The following is a 24,293-nucleotide window of genomic DNA, read 5'->3' as shown; positions in this document are numbered from 1 at the left end:
CATGTCCGATACACTGACGGGGCTCCCCCCGCTGGACGGCACGGTCAAGCGCGGCGGCAGTCTCGCCGATTTCACCTGGTTCCGCTGCGGCGGCCCGGCCGAATGGCTGGTTAAGCCGAGCGATATCGAAGACCTGTCGCAATTCCTCAGCCAGCTCGATCCGGCGATCCCGGTACTGCCCGTCGGCGTCGGGTCGAACCTGATCGTCCGCGATGGCGGCGTGCGCGGCGTGGTCGTGCGGCTGCCCAAGAGCTTTGCCGATATCAAGATCGAGGACGATCATCGCGTCCGCGCAGGCGGTGCGGCGATGGGCATTACCGTTGCGAGCAAGGCGCGCGATGCCGGGATCGCGGGTCTCGAATTTCTGCGCGGCATTCCGGGCACGACCGGTGGCGCGGTGCGGATGAATGCCGGCGCTTATGGCTGCGAGGCAAAGGACATCTTGATCGAGGCGACGCTCGTGCTCCGCGATGGGACGGTGGAAGTCTGGCCGCTCGAAAAATTCGACTATAGCTATCGCCATTCGGCGGTGCCGCAGGGGGCGGTCGTCGTCGATGCACTGTTCCAGGGCGAACCCGGCGACCCTGAAAAGATCGGCGCGGAAATGGACCGGATCGCCGGCGAACGCGAAGCCTCGCAGCCGCTACGCTCGCGCACCGGCGGATCGACGTTCAAAAACCCGCCCGGCCACAAGGCCTGGGAGCTGATCGATGCCGCCGGATGCCGCGGCCTCACCATCGGCGGCGCGCAGGTTTCCGAGAAGCACACCAATTTCCTGCTCAACATTGGAGGCGCGACCGCGGCCGATATCGAGGCGCTGGGCGATGAAGTGCGCCGCCGCGTCTTCGAACATTCGGGCATCGAGCTCGAATGGGAAATCCGCCGCGTGGGGGATCCGGAATGACGGAAGCGCTTACCATCGCTGTGCTGATGGGCGGCTGGTCGGCCGAGCGCGAGGTCTCGCTGATGAGCGGCGAGGGCGTCGCCGAGGCGCTCGAAAGCCTCGGCCATACCGTCATGCCCGTCGATATGGATCGCAATGTCGCAAGCATACTCGCCGGCATTCAGCCCGATGTCGTGTTCAACGCGCTCCATGGTACGCCGGGCGAAGATGGTTCGGTGCAGGGCATGCTCGATCTGATGCAGATTCCTTATACCCATTCGGGCATGGCGACTTCGGTCGTCGCGATCGACAAGGTGCTGACGAAACAGGTGCTGATGCCGCACGGCATTCCGATGCCCGGCGGACTGATCGTCGAGAGCGAAAGCCTTTACACGGCCGATCCGATGCCCCGGCCCTATGTGCTGAAACCGGCCAATGAAGGCTCTTCGGTTGGCGTCGCTATCGTCACGGAAGAGGGCAATTACGGATCGCCGATCGGCCGCGATACAGCCGGCCCATGGCAAGAATTCGAAACGCTTCTCGCCGAGCCTTTCATTCCGGGCCGCGAATTGACGACCGCCGTGATCGGCGACGAGGCGCTCGGCGTCACCGAGCTCGTCCCAAAGAGCGGCTTCTACGATTACGACGCCAAATATACCGACGGGATGACCGACCATATTTGCCCGGCCGATATCCCCGAGGACATCGCCGAACGCTGCGTCGAACTCGCCCTGATGGCGCACCGGTTGCTCGGTTGCCGGGGCACCAGCCGATCCGATTATCGATGGGACGAAAGCCGGGGCGAGGCCGGGCTCTACCTGCTGGAAGTCAATACCCAGCCCGGGATGACGCCGCTCAGCCTCGTTCCCGAACAGGCCAAGCATAAGGGGATGAGCTATCCCGAGCTCGTCCAGCGGATAGTGGAGGAAGCGCTATGAGCCAGAGGAAATCCCGCCGGACCGCCGCGCCGAAACGGCGCGCGACCGTCAAGCGCAAGCCCGCAAAGAAGGCGCAGCGCCAGCCCATGTCCGCCCAGCTCGCGACCGTCTTGCCGGTGCAGGAAGACACTATCCGCCGCTCGATCAACTGGACGATGATCGCGGTTCTCGGGCTCGCCGTGCTGGCCGGCGCGATGATGCTGCGGCTGCCGCATATGGCGGCCTGGCAGATTGGCGAGGGTATCGGAAAGCTCGGATTCACCGTCGAGCGGGTCGAGATCAATGGCATCGATCAGATGGAACGGCTGCCGGTCTATGCCGTGGCGCTCGACCAGCCGTCCATGGCGATGCCCAATGTCGATATCGCGGCGATCCGGCAGCGGGTTGAGGCGCTGAGCTGGGTGCAGGAAGCGCGCGTCTCGCGTCGCCTGCCGGATACGCTGGTGGTGGCGATCACCGAGCGCACGCCGGTTGCGATCTGGCAGCATGAGCAGCAGCTCTATCTCGTCGACACCGAGGGCGAAGTGCTCGAAGAAGTCGCGCTCGATGCGATGCCGGATCTGCCGCTGATCATCGGCCCGCAGGCCAATCGCCAGGTCGCCAATTTCGAGGCGCTGATGGATCGCGCGCCCGCACTCCGGCCGATGCTGTCGGGGGCGACCTGGGTCGGCAATCGCCGCTGGGACCTGCGCTTCCAGTCGGGCGAAACGCTCGCCCTGCCTGAAGGCGAGGAGGATGCGGGACGCGCGCTGCTCAATTTCGCCCGGATGGACAGCCAGAATGGCCTGTTGGGTGAAGGCTTCCGGCGTTTCGACATGCGCGTGCCGGATCGGTTCGTCGTGCGCGTCGCCCGCGACGAAGAGCGCCCGGCCGCGCCCGTCGAAAGCGGCGAAGCCAGCGAAGCCGAAACGGGCTGAGGAGAGGGGAGAGGACATGCCACAGAGCCGCAACGATAATCTGATCACCGTACTCGATATCGGGTCGTCGAAAATCTGCGCGATGATCGTCCGCAATCCGGACGGCAGCGATCTGCAGGTGCTTGGGACGGGCCAGCGCGAGAGCAAAGGCATCCGCCGCGGCTATATCGCCGATATGGAGCAGACCGAGGCCGCGATCCGCGCAGCCGTCGAACAGGCCGAGCGCATCGCGGGCATCAATATCGACAGCGCATGGGTTGGCTTTTCGGCCGGTGGGCTCGTCAGCAAGGTGACGACGATCGAGGCCGATCTCGGTGGTTACCGGATCGAGGACGCGCATATCCGCGATCTCCACCTGGCCGGGCTCGATGCGATCGACCCGGAAGATATGGAGGTGCTGCACGCCCATCCGACGCTCTACACGCTGGACGGACTGGAGGGCGTGAAAAATCCGCTCGGCCTGCATGCCGATCAGCTCGGCGTCGACATCCATGCCGTACTCACCGAACGCTCGCCAATGCGCAATCTCGATCATTGCGTGCGCAGCGCCTATCTCGGCGTGGACGGGATCGTCGCTTCGCCGGTTGCCACGGGCTATGCCTGTCTCAGCCAGGAAGAACGCGAGCTTGGCGTCGCGCTGGTCGAGCTTGGCGCAGGTGTCACTAATGTCTCGCTGTTCGCCGGCGGCATGCTGGTCGGGCTGACATCGATCCCGATCGGTGCGGCCGATATCACCGATGCGGTTGCGACCGAGTTCGCCATGCGCCGCGCCCAGGCCGAACGGATCAAATGTTTCCATGGCTCGGCGACGACGAGCCCGCGCGACAATCACGACATGATCGATATCACGAGCAAGCTCGACGAGGATAGCGGCGAGGCGCCGCGCATCACGCGCGCGCAATTGATCTCCGTTATTCGCGAACGGCTCGAAGATCTGATGGCGCAGGTCGGCAATGCGCTGGACGAGATGGGCTTTACCGGTCCGGTCGGCCGGCAGGTCGTGCTGACCGGCGGCGGGGCCGAGCTGAAAGGCATCGCCGATTTTGCGCAAGGCGCCCTCGGCCGCACCGTCCGCACGGGCCGGCCGATCGCGCTGGCCGGGCTGCCCGAGGCGCATTCGGGACCGGCTTTTGCGACGCTCGCGGGGCTCGCCCGCTTCGCCGCGGAAGGGCCGCAGGACCTGCGCGCCATGCAGGATCAGGTGCAGCTTGTGCACCGCACGGCAAAGGGCGGTTTGTGGAGCCGATTCATGGCTGCGTTCAGGAGTGAGTATTGAGCGATAAAGCGAGCTTTATCCACGAGTCGCGGCACTTTTTCGCTGGCAACGGCGAGTCATATTGGTGTAGTAATTGTTAATGCTTTGAACAGGATGCGAAATCGCAAGGGGAGACCACGTCATGAGCATCGAATTCACCCGTACCGAAGTCAGCGAATTGCGGCCCAAGATCACTGTGATCGGTGTCGGCGGCGCGGGCGGAAATGCGATTGCCAACATGATCGAAGCCGAGGTGCAGGGGGTCGATTTCATCGTCGCCAATACCGATGCGCAGGCGCTTAATCACAGCTCCGCCGATACGCGGATTCAGCTCGGTCCGAAGATCACCGAAGGGCTGGGTGCCGGTTCGCGTCCCGAGATCGGCCGCGCGGCCGCCGAGGAAACGCTGGCCGCGATTGACGATGCGCTCGAAGGGTCTCACATGTGCTTCATCGCCGCCGGCATGGGTGGCGGCACGGGTACCGGCGCGGCGCCGGTTATCGCCGAAGCGGCCCGGAAAAAGGGCGTGCTCACCGTCGGCGTCGTGACCAAGCCGTTCAGCTTCGAAGGATCGCGCCGGGCCAAATCGGCCGATGCCGGCATCGAAGAACTGCAGAAGCATGTCGATACGCTGATCGTCATCCCCAACCAGAATCTCTTCCTGATCGCCAATCCGGACACGACGTTCAAAGACGCGTTCAAGATGGCCGACGAGGTGCTGCAGCAGGGCGTGCGCGGCATTACCGACCTGATGGTCATGCCCGGCCTCATCAATCTCGACTTTGCCGATGTCCGCTCCGTCATGGAGGAAATGGGCAAAGCAATGATGGGCACCGGCGAAGCCGAGGGCGACAATCGCGCCCGCGAGGCGGCCGAGAAGGCGATTGCCAATCCGCTGCTCGACGGTGTGTCGATGCAGGGCGCGAAGGGCGTCATCATCTCGATCACGGGCGGCGAAGATATGCGCCTGATGGAAGTCGACGAGGCAGCCAATCACATCAAGGAACTGGTCGATCCCGATGCCAACATCATCTGGGGTTCGGCGTTCAACGACGATCTCGACGGCAAGCTGCGCGTATCGGTCGTCGCGACAGGGATCGAAGCCGAAGCGGCGGGCGAAGCGCAGCCGATGCCGGCCAAGGTGTTCAGCTTCCCCTCGGCCCGCGACAAGGCTGAAGAAACCGAAACCGAGACGGCCGAGGCGATGGACGAAACGGTCGAAGAGGCCGTGCCGCTCGCCAAGGACGAGCCGGAAATCGAAGAGCTGACCCCGCCCGAAGCACCGGAAATTGCAGCAGAATCCGAAGCGGAAGAAGTTGCGGAAGAGCCTGTCGCAGAAACCGAAGCGCCGGCCGAGCTGGAACCGGCGGTGACACGCATGTTCGATGATACGACGCCGGTACCGACGGTAACCGAGCGTCCGGCAGGCCCGACCTTTACCGTGCGTTCGGCGGGCGAAGACGCGAAGGAAATCTCCGCGCCCGAGCCGGTCGCTGTGGACGATGACGAAGACGAGTTGCTGCTCGATGCGGGCAATATCGTCTCGTCCGGCGATACCGAACCGAAGCCCGCCGCGGCGAGCAAATGGATTGCCGAAGATGCCAAGCCCGAAGAAACACCGGCCGCGAAACCGGGCCGGGCCGGCGGCACGCTGTTCGAGCGGATGTCCAACATCGCGCGCGGCGCGGCCAAGGTCGAGGGCGAAGAGAAGAAAGCGGCCTCGGGTGGTAGCTCGGGCAGCGGCGATTCGCTCGATATCCCGCGCTTCCTGAACCGGCAGAACAACCAGTAGTCGGGCAATAGGCGATCAAGGCCGCGCCCGCTTCCGGCGGGGCGGCCTTTTGCCGTCATTTCGCCGCCGGGGCGATGCGCTTTATCGTGTCGGCGCGCAATCTAGCCCGTGCTTTCGGAACAACCGGCGTCTATGAACGCCATAGATGTCCGGTATTTCCTCCCCCGACCGCAGAAAGTTTCGCGCGCGCCTGCTTCTGGCTCCGCTCTTGCTGGCGGGCACAGGTATGCCGGCATCGGCGGCCGCGCAGAGTGCCGAGGCCTTTCCCTTCATGGAGCGGGCGCAGAATACGCAATCGGCGGTCCAGCAGCTGAACCGCTATCTCACCCGGCTTGCCGACAATCCGAACGATGCGCGCGCGCTGGTCGGCGCGGGCATGGCGGCGCTGGCGCTCGACGATCCGCAGGCCGCGCTCGGCTTTTTCGTGCGCGCCAACGAGCTCAGTCCGCGTAACGGGCGGGTGAAGGCCGGGCTCGGCGGTGCGCTCGTGCGCCTCGAACGGCCGCTCGAAGCGATGCAGCAGTTTCGCGAGGCCGAACGGCTCGGCGTGCCGCTGATCGAATATGCCGGAGACCGGGGTTTCGCCTACGATCTGCTCGGTCAGCCGGCACTGGCGCAGGCCGATTACCGGCTCGCGCTCGGCCGCCAGCCGACCGATGCGCTGCGCAAAAGACTGGCGCTCAGCCTCGCCATTTCGGGCGACCGGGCCGGAGCGCTGGAAGTCCTCGATCCACTCCTCCGCGCGCAGGATATGACTGCCTGGCGGACGCGCGCCTTCGTGATCGGGCTGACCGGCACCGATGTGCGCGAAACCATCGAGGCGGCCGCCATTGCCCTGCCGCGCCGCGAACTCGAAATCCTCACTCCCTATCTCGGACGGCTGCCTGAGCTTAGCGATGCGGGCAAGGCGCAGGCCGTGCATTTCGGCAATTTCCCGGCCAGCGGCAGCGGCCCGCGCTATGCGCTGTCCGATTTCCCCGATCTCGCCGCCGCCGGTACGCCGGGCGCGGGCCTCGTGCCGCAGGGCGAGGCGCTGGGACAGCGCAGTGAGGCCCAGCGCCGCCGCGAAACGCGCCGCGAGCAGCGCCGCCGTGAACGCCGCGAGTCGATCGCCCGCCGTGTCGCCGCGCGCGAGGGTGCATCGCGCCGGCGTCCGGGGCGCAGCCAGCCTGTCCAGGTGGCACAGGCCGAACCACCTCCGCCTCCTCCGCCCCCTCCTCCGCCGCCACCCGCTCCGGCTCCAGCACCAGCGCCCACCCCGTCGCCGCCCGCACCGGCACCTGCTCCGCCGCCACCGCCGCCTACACCCGAGCGCGAGGCGGTTGCGGCGCGGCCCGGCTTCTCCGAGCCGCCAGCCGGACCTGTCGCCGGTGCACAGCAATCACCGGCGGAGGAGCAGTTGGATGTGATGCCGTCCCGTTTCTCGCTCGCGGACCTCGAAGCCGATCTGCGTGCGCGGGCCGCGCGGGAAACAGCCGCCGAGGCGGAAGACACCACCGAACCGGCCGAACAGCCGGAATCGCTCTTGCCAGCGGCGCTGGCTGCACTCACGCCTGAACCGCCACCGCCACCGCCACCGCCACCGCCACCGGCTTCAGCATCGGCAGCCCAAGCGTCGGCGCCCGAACCGGCAGCACCAGAGCCCGCGGCCGAAGAACAGGCCAAGCCCGCGCGCAACTGGGTGCAGCTCGCCACCGGCCCGACCCAGGACGGGCTGCGCTTCACCTATCGCCGCTATGCGCGCGCCAATGCGATCTTCGCCGACCGGGAAGGCTGGTACACGCCGCTCGGCCAGACCAATCGCCTGCTGGTCGGCCCCTTCGATAGCGGTGCCGAGGCGCAGCAATTCATCAACACGCTCGCCGAGGCCGGCATCGAATCGCTGCGCTGGCGCAGCCCGGACGGGCAGGCGATCACGCGGCTTTATCGCGAAGGCGCGTCGCCACAGCCGACCGCAGCGGCGATGGCAGCGGGCTCAACGATGGCCCCACCCGATGAGGCCGAAGCGGCCGCCGAGGCCGCGCCCTCGCACCCCGCCCGGCACTGGGCGCAGGTTGCGATCGGCCAACAGCAATCGGCGCTGCGCTTCACCTATCGCCAATTTTCGCGCCGCGCACCGCAGGCATTCGAAGGCAAGACCGGCTGGTTCACGCCATTGAACGCCACGAACCGCTTGCTCGTCGGGCCGTTCGACAGCCGCGCCGAAGCCCGGGCCTTTCTCAACGCCATCGCCGAAGAGGGCGATATTCAGGGCCTGACCTATCGCAGCGCCGAGGGGCAAGAGATCACCCCGCTCAATCCGCGATGAGCCGCGCGCCTTACGCCTCGGACCCGGCGCGTTCGCGGGGCAGACTGCATGATGAAGGGCGGGACGAAACCCGCGGTCCGCGCGATGCGTTTCAGCGCGATCGGGACCGGATCATCCATTCGGTCGCGTTCCGGCGGCTGCGCGGCAAGACGCAGGTGTTCGTCGCGCCGGACGGCGATCATTTCCGCGTCCGCCTCACGCACAGTCTGGAGGTCGCCCAGATCGGCCGGACGATCGCGCGGGCGCTGGGCCTCAACGAAGACCTGACCGAGGCGCTGTGCCTCGCGCACGATATCGGCCATCCGCCCTTCGGCCATGCGGGGGAAGATGCGCTGAAGGTCGCGCTCGCAGATGCGGGCGGCTTCGATCACAATGCGCAAACGCTGCGCATGCTGACCCGGATCGAACGCCGCTATCCGCGCTTTGCAGGCCTTAATCTGAGCTGGGAGACGCTGGAGGGCTTGGCCAAACATAACGGCCCCGTCACCGACCCGCCTTGGGCGCTGGCCGATGTCGATGCCGATCATGCACTGGAGCTGGGCAGTTATCCGAGCATCGAAGCGCAGGTCGCGGCGCTGGCCGACGATATCGCCTATGATAATCACGATATCGACGATGGGCTGCGCGCCGGACTCTTCACTCGCGATGCACTGCTCGAACTGCCGCATATCGCCGAGATGTGGGATAGCGCGGCTGCGCGTTTTCCGGATGCCGGGCCCGATCTTCTGGCGTCCGAGCTGATCCGCGAACAGATCGGTCTGATGGTCAACGATCTGATCGCCGAAACACGCCGCCGCATTGCCGAAGCCGGGATAGGCAGCCCCGACGATGCGCGCCGGATTGGCACAGCGATGGCGGCATTCTCGCCCGATGTCGCGACGCACGAGCGCAGGCTGAAACGCTTTCTGTACGCGAATATGTATGAGCATCCCAAGCAGGAGGCGGTAGCCGATGCGGTGCGCACGGTCGTCGCGCGCCTGTTCGACGCCTATAGCGGCGATCCGGCGCTTATGCCTGAGAACTGGCGGAAAACGCTGCCGAAAGCCGACCCCGATCGCTCCCGGCATATCGCGGATTTCATCGCTGGGATGACCGACGGTTTTGCGATCGCCCAATATCGTGCTGTGGTCGGCCCGGTGGAGTTACCGCACGGGTTTTGAACCAAACTGGACCACAATCTCCGCTTGCGCGCCGAAACTCTGCTAATACCGATTCGGGATTTGGCAAAAGGGGAGTGGGCGATGGCAGAGTGGGAAAATCTCATCGTGGCGGCCAAAGACGCGGATATCTCCGCACCGAAGCTGCGCGCGATAACCTTGGCGCAATGGGCGCTTGAATCCGGTCGCGCGACCTCTCGCCTCGCCAAAGATCATCATAATTATGCCGGCCTCAAATGGCGGCCCGAAATGGAAGGGTTCGCGGAATCGGTTTCGTACGAAGCGCATGACGGAACCGACGATTATTGTGCATTCGCCTCGCCCGAGGCATTCATCAAGGGGTATTGGCGGTTTATAGGTCGTTCGGTTTACGAGGGATGGCAAACCTATGCCGAAGATCCCGCAGGCTATATCTGCTTTCTGAAATCCCGCGGCTATGCGGGCGATCCGCATTATCTGAGCCGTGTCTTGAAGCTACTACCGGAAGCGGAACAGCTGCTCGAAGATGCTGAGACTGGCGTTCCCGCTGCGCCGGTAGAAACCAAGGAAGATGTCGATCGTCCGCCACGTGCCGAGATCGAGGCTGGCATACATGCGGCCGGCATCGCCGATCCGCTTTTCATCACCGAAAAGACGGTGAAGCAAAAATTCAAGGGCAAGCGGCCGAACGGCCTGGAGGGCGCGATCGTCCATTTCGATGCCGGGCGGAGATTGCCGACACGGGGCCCCGATGATCCGGAATTTGGCGCCCTCGGGACGCTCCGATACGCTCAGAAGGCTGGCTATGCCTATGCGACAATCAGCCGGTCGGGCCGCATCTATCTGCCGGCCAATATAGACTGGGAGCAATGGGGCTCGCATGCTGGGAAAAGCAAATGCCCGGCAACCAATCGCAACTGGGTCAGCCAATTCTATGTCGGCTTTGAGGTCAATTGTCCGGGCTGGGTCTATCCGACTGCCGACACAGACCTCTTCATTCCCTGGTTCGAAGCCAAACGGAAAAGCAACGGCAAGGTCATTACCGATGGCCAGGGCCGCGCCACTCCAGACAATGATAGCGGCGAACACTATTCGGCCGCGCAGGTTCGGCATATCGGCAGCCAGACGGGCAATATGCGCACTGGATATTATGTTCCCTATACTGCCGAACAGATGGAGGCGCTCTTCGCCGTCATGCTATGGCTCAAGCGCCGCAATCCGGACGTTTTCAGTCTTGACCGCGTGTTCGGCCATGACGAGGTCGCGCCCACCCGAAAGAGTGATCCCGGCGGTTCGCTTGGCGCTGCCGGTGAGCCGGCTATGCCGATGGCGGATTTCCGCGCCAAACTGCACGAACTTTGGGACATTCAAGGCTAGTCTTTTCGCGTCCGGTGTACGGCTGACGGATATGCTGATGGACGAGCGGTCGAGCTATCCCCTATAGCGCCCGTTCTGCACTATTGGGTGGCGATAGCGTGACGATTTACAAGCGGTTTGCCGACATTCTCGGCGATATCATCGACAAGCTCGAAACGGCCAGCAAACTGCCTGCGGGTCTAGACCCCAAGAATGTCGCGGTCGAGCCGCCGCGCGATCCTGCGCATGGCGATCTGGCGACCAATGCGGCGATGGTGCTGGCCAAACCGGCGCGCATGAATCCGCGCGCGCTGGCCGAACTGATCGCGCCGAAGCTGGCCGAGGTCGATGGCGTAGCGGAGGCGGATATCGCGGGACCGGGCTTCATCAATATCCGGCTCGACGATGCGGCCTGGCGCGATGAGCTGCGCCGGATAGGCGAGCTTGGCGCGGATTATGGCCGCTCGGATATGGGCGCGGGGCGCACGGCGAATGTGGAATATGTGTCGGCCAATCCGACCGGGCCGATGCATATGGGCCATGTGCGCGGCGCGGTCGTCGGCGACGCACTCGCCAATCTGCTCGAATATGCGGGGCATGCCGTTATCCGCGAATATTATGTCAACGATGCCGGCGGGCAGGTCGATACGCTCGCGCGCTCGGTGCATCTCAGATATCGCGAGGCGCTGGGCGAGGATATCGGCGAGATACCCGAAGGCCTCTATCCGGGCGATTATCTCATTCCCGTGGGCGAGGCGCTGGCGGAAGAATTTAGCGAAGACTATGCCCGCGAACATGAAACCGTCTGGCTGATGCGGTTCCGCGAACGCGCGGTGGCTGCGATGATGGACCGGATCCGCGCGGATCTGGCGCTGATCGGCATTCATCACGATCTCTTTTCGTCGGAAGCCGAGCTGGTCGCGGCGGGCAAACCGCAGGCGGCAGAAGAGGAGCTGCGCAATCGCGGGCTGATCTATGAGGGTATGCTCGAAAAGCCGAAGGGCAAGGCGGATGAGGATTGGGAGCCGGTCGAGCTGCCGCTGTTCCGCTCGACCGATTTCGGCGACGATCAGGACCGGCCGATCAAGAAATCCGACGGGTCATGGACCTATTTCGGCAACGACATGGCCTATCATTATCAGAAGGCGGAAAAGGCCGATATCCTTATCGATATCTGGGGCGCCGATCATGCCGGCACGGTCAAGCGGATCAAGGCGGCGGTCGAAGCGCTGACCGGCGGCGAGACGGAATTCGATGTGAAGCTCGTCCAGATGGTCCGGCTGCTGCGCGATGGCGAGCCGGTGAAGATGTCGAAACGCTCGGGTAGCTTCGTCACGCTCGCCGATATGGTCGAGGAAGTCGGCAAGGATGTCGTGCGCTTCACGATGCTGACGCGCAAGGCCGATGCGCAGATGGACTTCGATTTCGCGAAAGTCGTCGAGGCCTCGAAGGATAATCCGGTCTTCTACGTTCAATATGCGCATGCCCGGATCAGTTCGGTCCATCGCAAGGCGGCGGTCGAGGGGATCGCGCTCGATGCGGATGCCGATCTGGACCTGCTGGACGCGGAGGAACTCGCACTGGTGAAGCGCGCGGCGCAATTCCCGCGGATCGTCGAGGCGGCGGCGAGCGCCTATGAACCCCACCGCATAGCCTTTTACCTGTTTGATATTGCTGCGGAATTTCACGCGCTTTGGAATCGCGGCAATGACCATGCGGAGAAACGGCTATTGGTGGTTAACGACCCGGATTTGACCCGCGCACGGCTGGCATTGGCGGCCGGAATCGGGCAAATTATCCGAAATGGCCTCTCGATCATGGGGGTTGAGGCCGCCGAGGAGATGGAGTGATGAGTAACGAGGACGCGCTGGACGCCCGCGACGAAGAGCGGCTGCCGTGGCTCGAGGCGGTCGAGGAAGATGACGAAGAGGGTGTCGGCCTGTTGACACTGATCGGCGGCGTTCTCGTCGTGCTGATCGCCATCGCGCTGGTGGTTGGCGGCATCTTCTGGCTGCGCGATCGCGACGCCGCGCCGCCGGACGGCGCCGAGCTCATCGCCGCGCCCGAAGGCGATTATCGCGTGCGGCCAAGCGAAGCGGGCGGCATGGAAGTGGAAGGCGAGGGCGATGCCGCGTTCGCCGCCAGTGAGGGCGGCAGCCCAGAAGGCCGGATCGATCGCAGCGCCGCGCCCGAAGAGCCCGTCGCCGGCCGCCGGGTCGCCGCCGGTGAAGATGAGCCCGTGGCGAGTGGGTCGAGTGCTCGAATACCCGCCAACAACCGCCGGCTCGCCGAGTCCGCGCCGCAGCCCGAAAGTAGCAGCGGCGGGGCGTCATCGGGAGCCGCGACGGCCGCCAGCGGCCGACTTATCCAGCTTGGCGCATTTTCGAGCGAAGCCGCCGCGAACAGCGCCTGGGCGCAGATCGCGCGGCAGAATAACACATTGAATTCGTTGGACCATTCGGTCTCTTCCGTGCAGGCAGGCGGGCGCACGCTTTACCGCCTCCGCGCCGCCGCCAGCTCGCGCGAAGCGGCCCGTTCGCTGTGCAGCCGCTTGCGCAATGCGGGGCAAGCGTGCAGCGTGGTCGTGAACTGATATCGGCCCCACGGGCGTAAACGAAAGTGTAAACAAGAGAGCGCGATGAAGCCCGTCGTCTTTGGCATTGCCGCGGAAACGCTGAATGACGAAGAACGCGCCCTGTTCCGCGACAGCGAACCGGCCGGCTATATCCTCTTCGCTCGCAATATCGTCGACCGCGACCAGCTCCGCGCGCTGACCGATGAGCTGCGCGAGATTTCCGGCCGCGAGAATGTGCCGATCTTGATCGATCAGGAAGGCGGGCGCGTCACCCGTATGAAACCGCCTGTCTGGCCCGAATTTCCGGCTTGGGCGAAATTCGACGCGCTATACGAGAAAGCGCCGATTTCGGCGATTGAGGCGGCGCGGAGCAACGCCCATGCGATCGGCCTGACGCTGGCCGAATGCGGGATCACCGTCGATTGCCTGCCGCTGCTCGATGTCCGCCAGCCCGGCGCGCATGACGTGATCGGCGACCGCGCACTGGGCTTCGAACCGATGCGCGTCGCGGCGCTCGGCCGCGCGGTGCTCGACGGGCTTGCCGAGGCGGGCATCGCGGGTGTGATCAAGCATATTCCGGGCCATGGCCGGGCGATGGTCGATACGCACAAAGCGCTGCCCCGCGTTACGGCGTCGGCCGAGGAACTCGCCACCGATGTCGCGCCGTTCAAGACACTCTCCGGCGCGTCGATGGCGATGACCGCGCATATCGTGTTCGAGGCATGGGACGCCGACCGCTGCGCCACCCTTTCGCCCACGGTGATCGACGAGATCATTCGGAGCGAGATCGGGTTCGATGGCCTGCTCTTTTCCGACGATCTCGACATGCAGGCGCTTGATGGCGATCCGTCCGACCGGGCGGTCAATGTCGTCGCGGCCGGCTGCGATATCGCGCTCAATTGCTGGGGGCGGATGGACGAGATGAAGCGGACGGTCGAGAAGCTCGACGATATCTCGGACGTATCCCGCGCGCGTCTCGACCGCGCGATGGCGGACATCCGGCCCGCCGCGACCACTGATGCGCTCGATGCGCTGATCGAGAAGCGCGACACGCTTCTGGCGCTGGCATGAACGAGGCGGATACGGATATCTTCGAAGAGGCGCCCGAGATCGCCGAGGCCGAACGGCTGACGCTCGATCTCGATGGCTGGGAAGGGCCGCTCGATCTGCTGCTCAGCCTCGCCCGCACCCAGAAGGTCGATCTGCGCGAAATCTCTATCCTCGAACTGGTTGAGCAATATCTGGCGTTCATCGCCGACGCCAAGGCGCTCAAGCTGGAGATTGCGGCCGATTATCTCGTGATGGCGGCCTGGCTCGCCTATCTCAAATCCTGCCTACTCCTGCCCAAGGAAGAGCAGGAGGATCCCAGTCCCGAGGAACTCGCGCTGCGGCTGCAGCTCAGGTTGCAGCGGCTCAATGCGATGCGCGAGGCGGGCGCGCGGTTGATGGCGCGCGACCGGATCGGGCGGGACATATTTCTGCGCGGTGCGCCCGAGGGCATCCGCGTAATCCGGAAAAGCAAATGGCAGGCCGAGCTTTACGATCTGATCGCCGCTTATGGCCAATTGCGCGCGCGGACAGAGCCGGCTGTACATATCATCGCGCACCGGCCGGTGATGACGCTCGAAGAGGCGCTGGAGCGGCTCGAGAAACTGGTCGGGCAATCGCTCGATTGGGCGACGCTGGAGAGCTTCCTGCCAAACAGCGCGGATGGCGCCTATCGCAAATCGGCCCTGGCATCCAGTTTCGTCGCCGCGCTCGAACTCGCCCGGCAGGGCAAGGCCGAGTTGCAGCAGGACGAGCATTTTTCCGATTTGTTGGTGAGACCAGGTACATGACCGAGATCAGCGACGATGTCCGCGCCGTGGAGGCCGCGCTGTTCGCGGCCGAAGAACCGCTGACGCTCAACGATATCGCACAGGCGGTCGGCGAGGATGTCGATGTCCGCGCGGCCCTGACGGACCTCACCGATCATTATGCCGGACGCGGCATCGGTCTCGTCGAGCGGGGCAAGCGCTGGCATTTTCAGACCGCGCCGGACATGGCGCATGTCCTGCGCCGCGAGCGCGAGGAGCCGCGCAAACTGAGCCGGGCGGCGACGGAAACGCTGGCTATCATCGCCTATCACGAACCGGTTAGCCGGGCGGAAATCGAGGCTATTCGCGGCGTGCAAATCTCCAAGGGCACGCTCGATGTGCTGATGGAGGCGGGATGGGTGCGCCCGGCCGGACGCCGGGAAACGCCAGGAAGACCGTTAATTTATGCCACAACCCCTGTTTTTCTCCAGCATTTCGGGTTACAGAATCGGCGCGACCTACCCGGTCTTGATGATCTCAAAGCTGCCGGGCTGCTCGATCCTGTGGATACCGCGCTCGAAGAGCTCGAACTGGAATCCGCTGAACAGGATGACTAACTAGGCCGCGGATAAGGAGAAATTTCATGGCTTTAGGTCCGTGGCAAATAGTCATTATTGTATTGCTCATCGTCCTGTTTTTCGGGCGTGGGCGCATTTCCGACATGATGGGCGATCTCGCCAAGGGGATCACCAGCTTCAAAAAGGGCTTGCGTGACGACGAGAATGAGGGCGAGCAATCGTCTTCGTCGTCGGAACCGCCGCGCATCGCGCCGCAGCCTGCGCCGCCCGCGCCGCCGTCCGACACGACGGTCGAAGCGAAGCGCGAGGATAGCGCCAGCTAATATCTTCGTGCCCGGCCGCAACGGCCGGTCATGTTTTTCGCGCTTTGAGGGTGGTCGGCGCCTATGTTCGATATCGGTGCAATAGAGCTGTTGCTTGTCGCGGCCGTGGCGCTCATCATTATCGGTCCCAAGGATTTGCCGATCGCGATGCGCACGGCGGGACGCTGGCTCGGCCAGTTGCGCGCCATGACCGGGCATTTCAAGGTCGGCATCGACGCGATGATCCGCGAGGCCGAGATCGAGGAACAGGAGAAGGTTTGGGCCGAGAAAAACGCCCAGATCATGCGCGATCATCCGCCGGAAAAATATCAGGACAAGGCGGGCGGCGAGCACTCCGACGACGCCCAGATGAAGCCGCTTGAAAAACCGCAAGCCGCAGAGGCCGCAGCGGAGGCTGAGGGCACCGCAAATCCTGAGACGCCGGCTGCGCGCGATGAGACGGACGAAGCCGAATCCCAACTGCCACTGCTGCCCGACGAACCGGATCCGGATCGCAAGGCATGAACAAGGAAACCGAAATCGATGAAAGCAGCGCGCCGCTGATCGATCATCTGATCGAACTGCGCAACCGGTTGCTTTGGTGTTTTCTGGGTCTCGCGATTGCCTTCGGCGTCTGCTTCTATTTCGCGACCGAGATCTTCGAGTTCCTTGTCCAGCCTTTGACCGAAGCATTCGGGGACGGCCAGGGCCAGCTCATCTATACGCAACTGTACGAAGCCTTTTTTGTCGAGATCAAGGTGGCCGTTTTCGGCGCATTCGTTATCGCGTTCCCGCTGATCGCAAACCAGATCTGGGCTTTCGTCGCGCCCGGGCTATACAAGAACGAAAAAGGCGCGTTTCTGCCATTTCTCTTTGCGACACCGGTGCTTTTCACGCTCGGCGCGGCGCTCGCTTATTATATCGTGATGCCCGTCGCGTTCCGCTTCTTCCTCGGATATCAGGGCGAAGTCGGGGGGCTGGATCAGGAGGCGCTGCCGGCGGTCGGCAGCTATCTCTCGCTGGTCATGCGCTTCATCATCATTTTCGGGATCGCATTCCTTTTGCCCGTGCTGATCCTGCTCTTGAACCGGGCCGGGCTCGTCGATCGCGCGCAACTCGTCCGGGCGCGCAAATATATTATCGTCGGCGCATTCATCATCGCCGCGATCTTCACCCCGCCCGATCCCGTTACCCAGCTCATGCTGGGCATACCGTTATGCCTGCTGTTTGAGCTGACGCTGGTGATCATCTGGTTCACCGACAAACGGCGTCAGAAGAAGGACGCAGAGAAGAAAACCGCCTGAAGAACCCGGGCGATCGTCTGGCCTATTCGGCGACTTCTTCGACCGTTTCGCCAACACTCTGCACATCGCGCCCAATCCCGGCGACGGTGTTGCAGGCGGACAGCGCGAAGCTCGCCACGACCAGCGATGCGATGATGAATTTCGGCATAGGGCGTCTCCGATGATTACAATGCGGCAATGCCGCGCACAGGATGAATAATGGCTGAAACGGCGCCGCGTTCCGCCGGCAGATGAGAATATCGCGCGATCGGAGCGCGTGCCAAATTATTAAGCCCGGAAACGCCTTCCGGGGGGATGGAGACGTTTCCGGGCTAAATGTTTGGACAGCGAGAGCGGGGGGCAAAAAGGTCGCTATCCGAACTACAAAACGACGGGCGGGGCATTTGGTTCCCGAAAAAATCGCCGATAGCGAAAAAAATCGCGAAATCCAATTAAATCAGTAACTTGTGTGTGCGAAAAACTAGGGATTTTCCAGGGTTGGGATCACGACGGTGAATAATGTGCCGGATTCCTCTTCGTCGAGACTGGATTGTAACTGCCGCGCCATGCCGGTGAGGACGCGCCGGTAGCGGGAAAATTCCTCCCGTTTCGAAGCCTCGGCCAGGGCGGCGGAGCGAACCGACAGCCGGGCGCACTGCGCGTCGAGCGCCGTGACGGCAATGGCGATTTCGGCGCGCTCCTCGCTGAGCATCGCGAGTTCGACCAGTTCGGTGACGAGGAAACAGGCCGGCGCGGCGATATCCTGTCCGACGCGGATCGGATCGATATCGAGCGTAATCGCGATTTCGACACTCGCAGGCGCGCTTTGTTGCAGGCCCGATGCGAGCTCGGCAAGAACCGGGCGCAGCGGCAGCCCCGCCTCCTTTTCGAGTTCGGCGAACAGATTGCGCTGGACGATTGCCAGCGCATCCACGCGCCGTTGGATGGACGCATAGGCAGCGGCGCTATCGTCGGACTTGGCCGCCCGCGCATGCAGATTGAGGAGGCTGGCGATGATCTGCAGATTGTTCTTGACCCGGTGATGGACTTCGCGGGTCAGGCGCGTTTGTTCCTTCAGGCCCTCGGCGAGCTGCTCCTCATGGCTTTGCAGTTTTTCAAACGCATCTTCGAACGCATGGCCGAGCTGCTGAATCTCGACCGCCGACACCGGAAGATCGGGTGTTGCGAAGGTCGCAACGCCATCGGCATGCGCGACCACCGCCTCGCGCAATTGACGCAGCGGCCGGATCAACAGGAGTGTGATAGCAATCCAGCCGAGAATGGCGGCAATCGCCCACATGATCACCGGCAGAGCTATCGTGAACAGTTCGGTTGCGGTTAGCGGGGCATTTTCAAAACGGGCGGTGAGTATGAGGCCGGTCTGGCCGATGGGCTTTTCCGCGACGACGACGCGATCGTCCGGAACATGATCGGTCCATGGCCGCACGATGATCGTCTCGTCATTGCGCGAGAGCGTTATCTGATAATTTCTGGCGAGCGCCGCTGGCTGGGGCAACGGGGCAAGCGATTCACGGGTGAGCTCCATCAATCCTGTGACGCTACCCTGCTCAGCGGATGCGGACAGGATCAGCGCGGGCCGTTCGGTATCGAATGCGATCTGCGTCTCCCCCGGGGCGGTTGCAGACGTCGACACCGCGTTCGCGCTCTCTTCGCCGATTACGCACAGGATCTCGTTTGTCTGATCGGATATGGTCAGTCTGGCGACATTCGGTTCGGCGCCGAAAATATCGGCCAGAACCGACCCGCAATTCTCCTCTGGCGCGCTTGTGTCTGCGATACGCGTCAGCGCCGTTTGCAGGTCTTCGCTATGCTCCGAAATCGCCCGATCGAGATGATTGGCGCCGACTTCGGTGAGCAGATTGACTTCGGCGTGGCGATGTTCGCGGGCATCGTTCGCATGATCGATGGAATCGAATATGGCGACGATCCCGAGCGGCAGCAGCGCCAGCCCTAGAAGCATTAAGGTCTTGAGTCCGGTCGGGAGCTTGCGAAAGCGTTTTTCCACGGGTTGTGAAGCGCTCATGCCATTTTCCGTTCGAAAACGGCCCTGTCCGTTCAGTCCAACTTTCCGAGCAGGTCGAGCATTTCCGCCGGGATATCTTCCTTGACGGCGTCCTCATAGGCGGAGCGCAATGCGTCCCCGATATCGGATTTGGATGGATCGCCAGAACCGCCTTGAGGCCGATCGTCAGGCTTGCCCGGTGTCTTGCCGCCAGAAGCCAATCTGTTTCCCTCGAAAATTCCCCCGACCCAAGGCATTACTAGTCACATATGGCCGGATTTCGCAACTCTGAAATTCCGGCTACCGCTGCGCAGCGCCCCATGCGGCGCGCTACGTCCGGGAAGTTCTGCTGGCCGCGCACGGGAACCGCAGCTTTGGTCTTGAGTTATGTTCCCTGTAGCGCGTACGCAGACATGACGCAGGTCCGAGGAGACGATAACCATGGCATCACTGGGCGAACAGCTTGCCCCGCATCTTGCGATGCTGCGGCGCTTTTCCCGCGCCCTGACTGGTAATCAGGAACAGGGCGATGCCTTTGTGCGGCTGACCCTGGAATCGATCGTCGCCGCGCCGGAGCGCTTTCCGAGCGACTTCGATCCGCGTTTGGCGCTCTACAAGAATTTTCTGGAGGTATGGACGTCCACGGACATCGCCGATGTGGCAGCGCCTAGGCATGCCGATGAGCATGCGCGCGAGGCTATTGCCAGCGCGCGGCTCGCGATGATCGATAAAGTCTCCCGCCAGGCGCTGTTGCTCTCCGATGTCGAAGGCTTTGATCGCCGCGATATCGGCTATCTGCTGGAGCGTCCGGCCGATGCGATCGAACCGCTGATCGCCGAGGCGCGCGCCGATATCGAACGTCAGTTGAAGACTGGCGTGCTGATCATCGAAGACGAGCCGATCATCGCCATGGACTTGGAGGCCATCGTTCGCGATCTCGGCCATGATGTGACGGGGATTGCGGTGACTCGGGACGAAGCTGTCCGGGAAGCCGAGCTGCGCGCTCCGGGCCTTGTGCTCGCCGATATTCAGCTTGCCGACGACAGTTCGGGCATAGATGCCGTTCAGGACATATTGAACGAAATGGACGTTCCGGTCATTTTCATCACGGCGTTTCCCGAACGGCTCTTAACCGGCGAACGTCCGGAGCCGGCCTTTCTGATCACGAAGCCGTTTCAGAATGCGACGGTGAAGACGGCGATTGCGCAGGCGCTGTTTTTCAATCAGACCACGGTACCGGCTTAGACGCCGGACGAATTTCGAATGCGGCCGCAGATAACGAGCGGCCAGGACAAGAAGGATATGGAATGACCGACGATCGACCAAATCTCTCCGAGGACCGCGTGCGCGCCGGGAGAACCGTGCCGATGATGCGCGTCATTCTGATCGTGTCGATGCTGCTGGTCATTGTTATATTCGGCCTGTTGTTCTGGAACGGATAGAATTGCCTGCGGATTATATGGCCCTTCCGATACGAATAGGCTAAGTTGTTGGTATTCCAGTCGCATCGGATGTCGGTCGACTGGCGCAGGGGCGCATGAATGGCGGATAAGCCGAATGAGGCAAAGCAATCGCGCGAAACGGACGAGACGCCGAGCCCGCTCAGTGATGCCGAATTCAAGGATCAGCTCGCCCAGGTGATTCCGCATTTGCGTGCGTTCGGCCGGTCCCTGTCCGGCAATCGCGATACGGCCGACGACCTCGTACAGGAAACCCTGCTCAAGGCATGGGCCGCGCGCGAGCGCTTCCAGGCGGGCACCAATATGCGCGCTTGGACTTTCATCATCCTGCGCAATCTCTTCCTCTCCCAGATGCGCCGCTCGAAATTCAAAGGCGAATGGGATGATCTGACCGCCGACAAGCTTCTCGCCGCGCCGGCGAGCCAGGATCGTCATGTCGAGCTGGGCGATATGCAGCGGGCGCTGATGGAGCTACCCGAAACCCAGCGCGAGGCGCTCATTCTCGTCGGCGCTGGCGGCTTTGCTTATGACGAAGCGGCCGAAATTTGCGGCTGCGCCGTCGGCACGATCAAGAGCCGCGTCGCGCGTGGCCGGGCGGCGCTTGAAGCGATCATGGAAGATGGGAAGCTCAAGCCGCGCGAGCAGCATGATAGCGACGATGAAAAAACGGTGTTGCAGGAAATCATGAACGAGGTGGACGATCTCAGCAATCGCTGAGCCTGTTGCAGCCTAAGCCAGCGTCTTCAGCAGTCTTGCAAACTCTTCAGGCACGTCTTCGTCGATATCGTCCTGAAAAGCCTTGCGCAGACAGACACTGACGACGTCCGATCTTTTCGCGCCAAACCCGAGATCGAGATGGCCGTCCGAGCCGCTATGCGTGTCAGCGCTGTCCAGAGACGGGCGTTCGTTCATGCGGATAAAACGCCGGGTTGGCACAAAAAGTTGCATAAAATTGCGATTTGCCGGATTTGCGGGAGCGGCCATGACGCAAGCTGATGACAAAAGCCGTATCGCCGCCGCGCTCGACCGGGCCCGTGCCAATGCGCCGTTTCTCAAAAGACTGATCGACCGCCATCCCGAATTTGCATCGGGCATCGCGCAGGGTTCGCTGTCCGCACATTTCGATGGTTTTGCATCTTACCTTGAGACGGACCGGTCTGATATCGACCGCGCGCTAAGGCGCGATCGGCAGAAACTCGCGCTCTATGCCGCTATCGGCGATCTATCGGGCGCGTTCGATCTCGTCGAAACCGTTACACTGCTGTCCGACTTCGCCGATTACGCCCTCGAAGCGGCGATCCGGGCGGCCTTTGCCGAGCGTCTGCCGGACGCGGAGCCCGTGGGCTTCGCCGCGATCGCGCTCGGCAAACACGGCAGCCGCGAGCTCAACTATTCGTCCGATATCGATCTCATTTTCCTGTTCGATCCGGAAACTTTGCCCTGTCGGGAACGGGAGGATCCGCAGCAATCGGCCTTGCGTCTCGGTCGGCGCGTGGTCGAGATACTGCATGACCATACCGGCGACGGATATGTGTTTCGCGTGGACCTGCGGCTCCGGCCGTCCCCAGAAATCACGCCGATGGCGCTCTCCCTCGGCGCTGCGATCGCGCATTATGAGACGAGCGCGGAACGCTGGGAGCGCGCCGTGTTCATCCGCGCGCGCGCTGTTGCCGGAGACATCGAGCTTGGCCGCCGTTTTTTGAAAGCCATCGAACCCTTCGTCTGGCGTCGTTCGCTCGATTTCGGCGCGATCAAGGCAATCCGGGCGATGTCGCACCGGATTCGCGATCATTATGCACAGGGGCAAAAATTCGGCCCCGGTTATGATTTGAAGCGCGGTCGTGGCGGCATTCGCGAAATCGAATTCTACGCCCAGATTCATCAACTCATTCATGGCGGGCGCGAGCCCGCGTTGCGCGCGCCAGCGACGCTGGATGCGCTCTCGGGGCTGGCCGCCCATGGTCATATCGCCACCGAGGAGGCCGAGCGGCTCGGCGATGCCTATCGATTGTTCCGGACGATTGAGCACCGGCTGCAGATGATCGAGGATCAACAGACGCACAGCCTGCCCGAACAGGCCTCCGCGCTCGATCAGGTCGCCCGCCTGCACGGCATGGCGGATGGCGGCGCGCTGCTCGATAGCTTGTCGGGTCCGGTCACCTATGTCGGCGCGGTCTATGACGAGCTTGAGGATGAGGAGGAGAGCCGGCTGCCGGCCGATCGGGAACGACTTGAGGACATTCTGGAACGGTGCGGTTTCACGGCGCCGGACGATGCGCGCCGCCGGATCGAGGGGTGGCGCGCGGGCCGGCTGCGGTCGACGCAATCGGCGGTCGCGCGCGAGGCGCTGGAAGCGGTTCTGCCCGCGCTGATGACTGAGATGGGCCGCTCGCCCGATCCGATCGGCGCGATCAACCGCTTCGATGTGCTGCTGGACCGGCTGCCGAGCGCCGTGAACCTTTTCACGCTGCTCGATGCGCGCCCCGGTCTCGGGCGGATGCTCGTTGCCGTGCTGAGCCACGCACCGGCGCTGGCTGACGAGCTTGCGCGACATGCCGAGCTGTTCGACGGGCTGATCGACGCAAGCGCGCTCGACCCGCCCGAACCGCTCGATGAACTTGTCGAGCTGCTGCGGTCACGCGGCGCTTCGGACGATTATCAGATCATGCTCGACCGGATGCGCCAGCTGGTCGGCGAAGAACGTTTTGCGCTCGGAGTCCAGCTGATCGAGGGGCGGGGCGATCCGCTAGAGGTGGCTGGCGGATATGCGCGGGTTGCCGAGGCGGCGTTGACGGTGCTGACCGATGCGGCGATTGCGGAATTCGAGGCGGTGCACGGCACGATAGACGGATGTGATCTCGTGATCCTCGCGCTCGGCAGGCTCGGCGGCGAGGCGTTGACCCACGCGTCCGATCTCGATCTCGTCTATCTCTTCACCGGCGATCATGCGGTCCGGTCGGACGGGGATCGGCCGCTCGGTGCGACGACCTATTTCCAGCGGCTCGCTCAGCGGGTCACGGCCGCGCTCAGCGTCCCGACGGCGGCCGGTCCCCTGTACGAGATCGATACGCGGCTGCGCCCATCGGGCGCGCAGGGCCTGCTGGCCGTCTCGTTCGACAGCTTCGCGGCCTATTACCGCGATAACGCCTGGACATGGGAGCATATGGCGCTCGCCCGCGCTAGGCCCGTCTACGGACCGGAGGAGGCGCAGAAGGAGCTGCGCCACATGATTGGCGAGGCCCTGCACCGGGATCGCGATCCGGCGAAGCTCGTCGCCGATGTCTGGGCCATGCGCGCCGAAATGGCCGAACATAAGCCGCCGGCAGGCCCCTATGACGTCAAACTCGTCGATGGCGGGCTCGTCGATCTCGAATTCTGCGTCCATCTGTTGCAGCTGCGTGAGCGTATCGGGCTGCATCCGCAATTGCCCGCGGCGATTGCCGAACTTGTCGAGGCCGGGCTGCTCGATCCGGGTTTCGCGGACGCGCATGACCTGTTGACGCGAATGCTCGTGACCCTGCGCCTCGTCGCGCCGTCGTCGCAGAGCATTGCCGAGGCGAGCCTCGCGCTCGTCGCCGAACGATGCGGCGCGGAAAATTGGGACGCGCTGGTTGCAGACTATGATGGGGCACGGCAATGCGTGAGCAGCGAATGGCGCAGGCTCGCGCCGATTCAGGACGAAGGAGAATGA

Annotated in this window: 24 protein-coding genes; 20 read left to right on the top strand and 4 right to left on the bottom strand. The window is 63.4% G+C overall.

Annotation, left to right across the window (positions count from 1 at the left end):
* The first annotated feature begins 1 nt into the window (after nucleotide 1).
* From murB to tatC, 16 genes are all read left to right on the top strand, one after another.
* Nucleotides 2-904, top strand: coding sequence for a UDP-N-acetylmuramate dehydrogenase (gene murB / locus Q0974_RS14820; protein WP_299329438.1), 903 nt, complete (start codon nucleotides 2-4; stop codon nucleotides 902-904).
* Nucleotides 901-1,821: a D-alanine--D-alanine ligase gene (locus Q0974_RS14815; protein WP_299329211.1), complete on the top strand. Its 921-nt coding sequence runs from the start codon at nucleotides 901-903 to the stop codon at nucleotides 1,819-1,821. Before murB ends, Q0974_RS14815 begins: the two co-directional genes overlap by 4 nt.
* On the top strand, nucleotides 1,818-2,738 hold the full coding sequence (locus Q0974_RS14810; RefSeq protein ID WP_299329209.1) for a cell division protein FtsQ/DivIB: 921 nt from the start codon (nucleotides 1,818-1,820) through the stop codon (nucleotides 2,736-2,738). The genes Q0974_RS14815 and Q0974_RS14810 overlap by 4 nt, the downstream gene beginning before the upstream one ends.
* A 16-nt stretch (nucleotides 2,739-2,754) precedes the next feature.
* Nucleotides 2,755-4,014 (top strand): cell division protein FtsA, encoded by a 1,260-nt coding sequence (ftsA, locus tag Q0974_RS14805; RefSeq protein ID WP_299329207.1) that lies wholly within the window; start codon nucleotides 2,755-2,757, stop codon nucleotides 4,012-4,014.
* A 121-nt stretch (nucleotides 4,015-4,135) separates the two neighbouring features.
* Nucleotides 4,136-5,785 carry a cell division protein FtsZ gene (gene ftsZ / locus Q0974_RS14800; RefSeq protein WP_299329206.1) on the top strand — a complete coding sequence of 550 codons (1,650 nt, stop codon included), beginning with the start codon at nucleotides 4,136-4,138 and terminating at the stop codon, nucleotides 5,783-5,785.
* 145 nt (nucleotides 5,786-5,930) lie between these two features.
* Nucleotides 5,931-8,093: a hypothetical protein gene (locus Q0974_RS14795; protein ID WP_299329204.1), complete on the top strand. Its 2,163-nt coding sequence runs from the start codon at nucleotides 5,931-5,933 to the stop codon at nucleotides 8,091-8,093.
* Nucleotides 8,090-9,253 carry a deoxyguanosinetriphosphate triphosphohydrolase gene (locus Q0974_RS14790; protein ID WP_299329202.1) on the top strand — a complete coding sequence of 388 codons (1,164 nt, stop codon included), beginning with the start codon at nucleotides 8,090-8,092 and terminating at the stop codon, nucleotides 9,251-9,253. Before Q0974_RS14795 ends, Q0974_RS14790 begins: the two co-directional genes overlap by 4 nt.
* 81 nt (nucleotides 9,254-9,334) lie before the next feature.
* On the top strand, nucleotides 9,335-10,606 hold the full coding sequence (locus Q0974_RS14785; RefSeq protein ID WP_299329201.1) for a glucosaminidase domain-containing protein: 1,272 nt from the start codon (nucleotides 9,335-9,337) through the stop codon (nucleotides 10,604-10,606).
* Nucleotides 10,607-10,704: 98 nt separating this feature from the next.
* Complete coding sequence (gene argS / locus Q0974_RS14780; RefSeq protein ID WP_299329199.1) at nucleotides 10,705-12,435, top strand: arginine--tRNA ligase; 1,731 nt, start codon at nucleotides 10,705-10,707, stop codon at nucleotides 12,433-12,435.
* A complete protein-coding gene (locus Q0974_RS14775; protein ID WP_299329197.1) occupies nucleotides 12,435-13,178 on the top strand; it encodes an SPOR domain-containing protein in 744 nt (247 codons plus the stop codon). The genes argS and Q0974_RS14775 overlap by 1 nt, the downstream gene beginning before the upstream one ends.
* Before the next feature lie 45 nt (nucleotides 13,179-13,223).
* Nucleotides 13,224-14,231 (top strand): beta-N-acetylhexosaminidase, encoded by a 1,008-nt coding sequence (gene nagZ, locus Q0974_RS14770; RefSeq protein ID WP_299329195.1) that lies wholly within the window; start codon nucleotides 13,224-13,226, stop codon nucleotides 14,229-14,231.
* The gene (locus Q0974_RS14765; RefSeq protein WP_299329194.1) at nucleotides 14,228-14,998 is read left to right on the top strand and encodes a ScpA family protein; all 771 of its coding nucleotides are present in this window, start codon (nucleotides 14,228-14,230) and stop codon (nucleotides 14,996-14,998) included. Before nagZ ends, Q0974_RS14765 begins: the two co-directional genes overlap by 4 nt.
* The gene (gene scpB, locus Q0974_RS14760; RefSeq protein ID WP_299329193.1) at nucleotides 14,995-15,573 is read left to right on the top strand and encodes an SMC-Scp complex subunit ScpB; all 579 of its coding nucleotides are present in this window, start codon (nucleotides 14,995-14,997) and stop codon (nucleotides 15,571-15,573) included. Before Q0974_RS14765 ends, scpB begins: the two co-directional genes overlap by 4 nt.
* Nucleotides 15,574-15,599: 26 nt before the next feature.
* Nucleotides 15,600-15,857: a twin-arginine translocase TatA/TatE family subunit gene (tatA, locus tag Q0974_RS14755; protein ID WP_299329191.1), complete on the top strand. Its 258-nt coding sequence runs from the start codon at nucleotides 15,600-15,602 to the stop codon at nucleotides 15,855-15,857.
* Between the two features lie 63 nt (nucleotides 15,858-15,920).
* Nucleotides 15,921-16,361 carry a Sec-independent protein translocase protein TatB gene (gene tatB, locus Q0974_RS14750; RefSeq protein ID WP_299329189.1) on the top strand — a complete coding sequence of 147 codons (441 nt, stop codon included), beginning with the start codon at nucleotides 15,921-15,923 and terminating at the stop codon, nucleotides 16,359-16,361.
* Nucleotides 16,358-17,140, top strand: a complete 783-nt coding sequence (gene tatC / locus Q0974_RS14745) for a twin-arginine translocase subunit TatC (protein ID WP_299329188.1) — start codon at nucleotides 16,358-16,360, stop codon at nucleotides 17,138-17,140. Before tatB ends, tatC begins: the two co-directional genes overlap by 4 nt.
* Nucleotides 17,141-17,162: 22 nt before the next feature.
* Here the strand turns inward: tatC and Q0974_RS14740 are convergent, their stop codons facing one another.
* The 3 genes from Q0974_RS14740 to Q0974_RS14730 form a co-directional block, all read right to left on the bottom strand.
* On the bottom strand, nucleotides 17,163-17,288 hold the full coding sequence (locus Q0974_RS14740; RefSeq protein ID WP_299329186.1) for an entericidin A/B family lipoprotein: 126 nt from the start codon (nucleotides 17,286-17,288) through the stop codon (nucleotides 17,163-17,165).
* A 312-nt stretch (nucleotides 17,289-17,600) separates the two neighbouring features.
* Complete coding sequence (locus Q0974_RS14735; RefSeq protein ID WP_299329184.1) at nucleotides 17,601-19,163, bottom strand: sensor histidine kinase; 1,563 nt, start codon at nucleotides 19,161-19,163, stop codon at nucleotides 17,601-17,603.
* A gap of 32 nt (nucleotides 19,164-19,195) precedes the next feature.
* Nucleotides 19,196-19,363, bottom strand: a complete 168-nt coding sequence (locus Q0974_RS14730) for a NepR family anti-sigma factor (protein ID WP_299329182.1) — start codon at nucleotides 19,361-19,363, stop codon at nucleotides 19,196-19,198.
* 220 nt (nucleotides 19,364-19,583) lie between these two features.
* On the opposite strand from Q0974_RS14730, the gene Q0974_RS14725 reads away from it, so the two are divergent.
* From Q0974_RS14725 to Q0974_RS14715, 3 genes are all read left to right on the top strand, one after another.
* The gene (locus tag Q0974_RS14725; protein WP_299329180.1) at nucleotides 19,584-20,387 is read left to right on the top strand and encodes a response regulator; all 804 of its coding nucleotides are present in this window, start codon (nucleotides 19,584-19,586) and stop codon (nucleotides 20,385-20,387) included.
* A gap of 62 nt (nucleotides 20,388-20,449) precedes the next feature.
* Nucleotides 20,450-20,584 carry a hypothetical protein gene (locus tag Q0974_RS14720; RefSeq protein ID WP_299329179.1) on the top strand — a complete coding sequence of 45 codons (135 nt, stop codon included), beginning with the start codon at nucleotides 20,450-20,452 and terminating at the stop codon, nucleotides 20,582-20,584.
* Nucleotides 20,585-20,683: 99 nt separating this feature from the next.
* A complete protein-coding gene (locus Q0974_RS14715) occupies nucleotides 20,684-21,319 on the top strand; it encodes a sigma-70 family RNA polymerase sigma factor (protein ID WP_299329177.1) in 636 nt (211 codons plus the stop codon).
* Between the two features lie 12 nt (nucleotides 21,320-21,331).
* Here the strand turns inward: Q0974_RS14715 and Q0974_RS14710 are convergent, their stop codons facing one another.
* Nucleotides 21,332-21,514: a hypothetical protein gene (locus tag Q0974_RS14710; protein ID WP_299329175.1), complete on the bottom strand. Its 183-nt coding sequence runs from the start codon at nucleotides 21,512-21,514 to the stop codon at nucleotides 21,332-21,334.
* A gap of 70 nt (nucleotides 21,515-21,584) precedes the next feature.
* Here Q0974_RS14710 and Q0974_RS14705 point away from each other — a divergent pair, with 70 nt between their 5' ends.
* Complete coding sequence (locus Q0974_RS14705; RefSeq protein WP_299329173.1) at nucleotides 21,585-24,293, top strand: bifunctional [glutamine synthetase] adenylyltransferase/[glutamine synthetase]-adenylyl-L-tyrosine phosphorylase; 2,709 nt, start codon at nucleotides 21,585-21,587, stop codon at nucleotides 24,291-24,293.

The organism is Parasphingopyxis sp. (assembly GCF_028279465.1).
Taxonomy (GTDB): domain Bacteria; phylum Pseudomonadota; class Alphaproteobacteria; order Sphingomonadales; family Sphingomonadaceae; genus Parasphingopyxis.
This window is presented reverse-complemented; position numbering and strand designations above follow the sequence as displayed.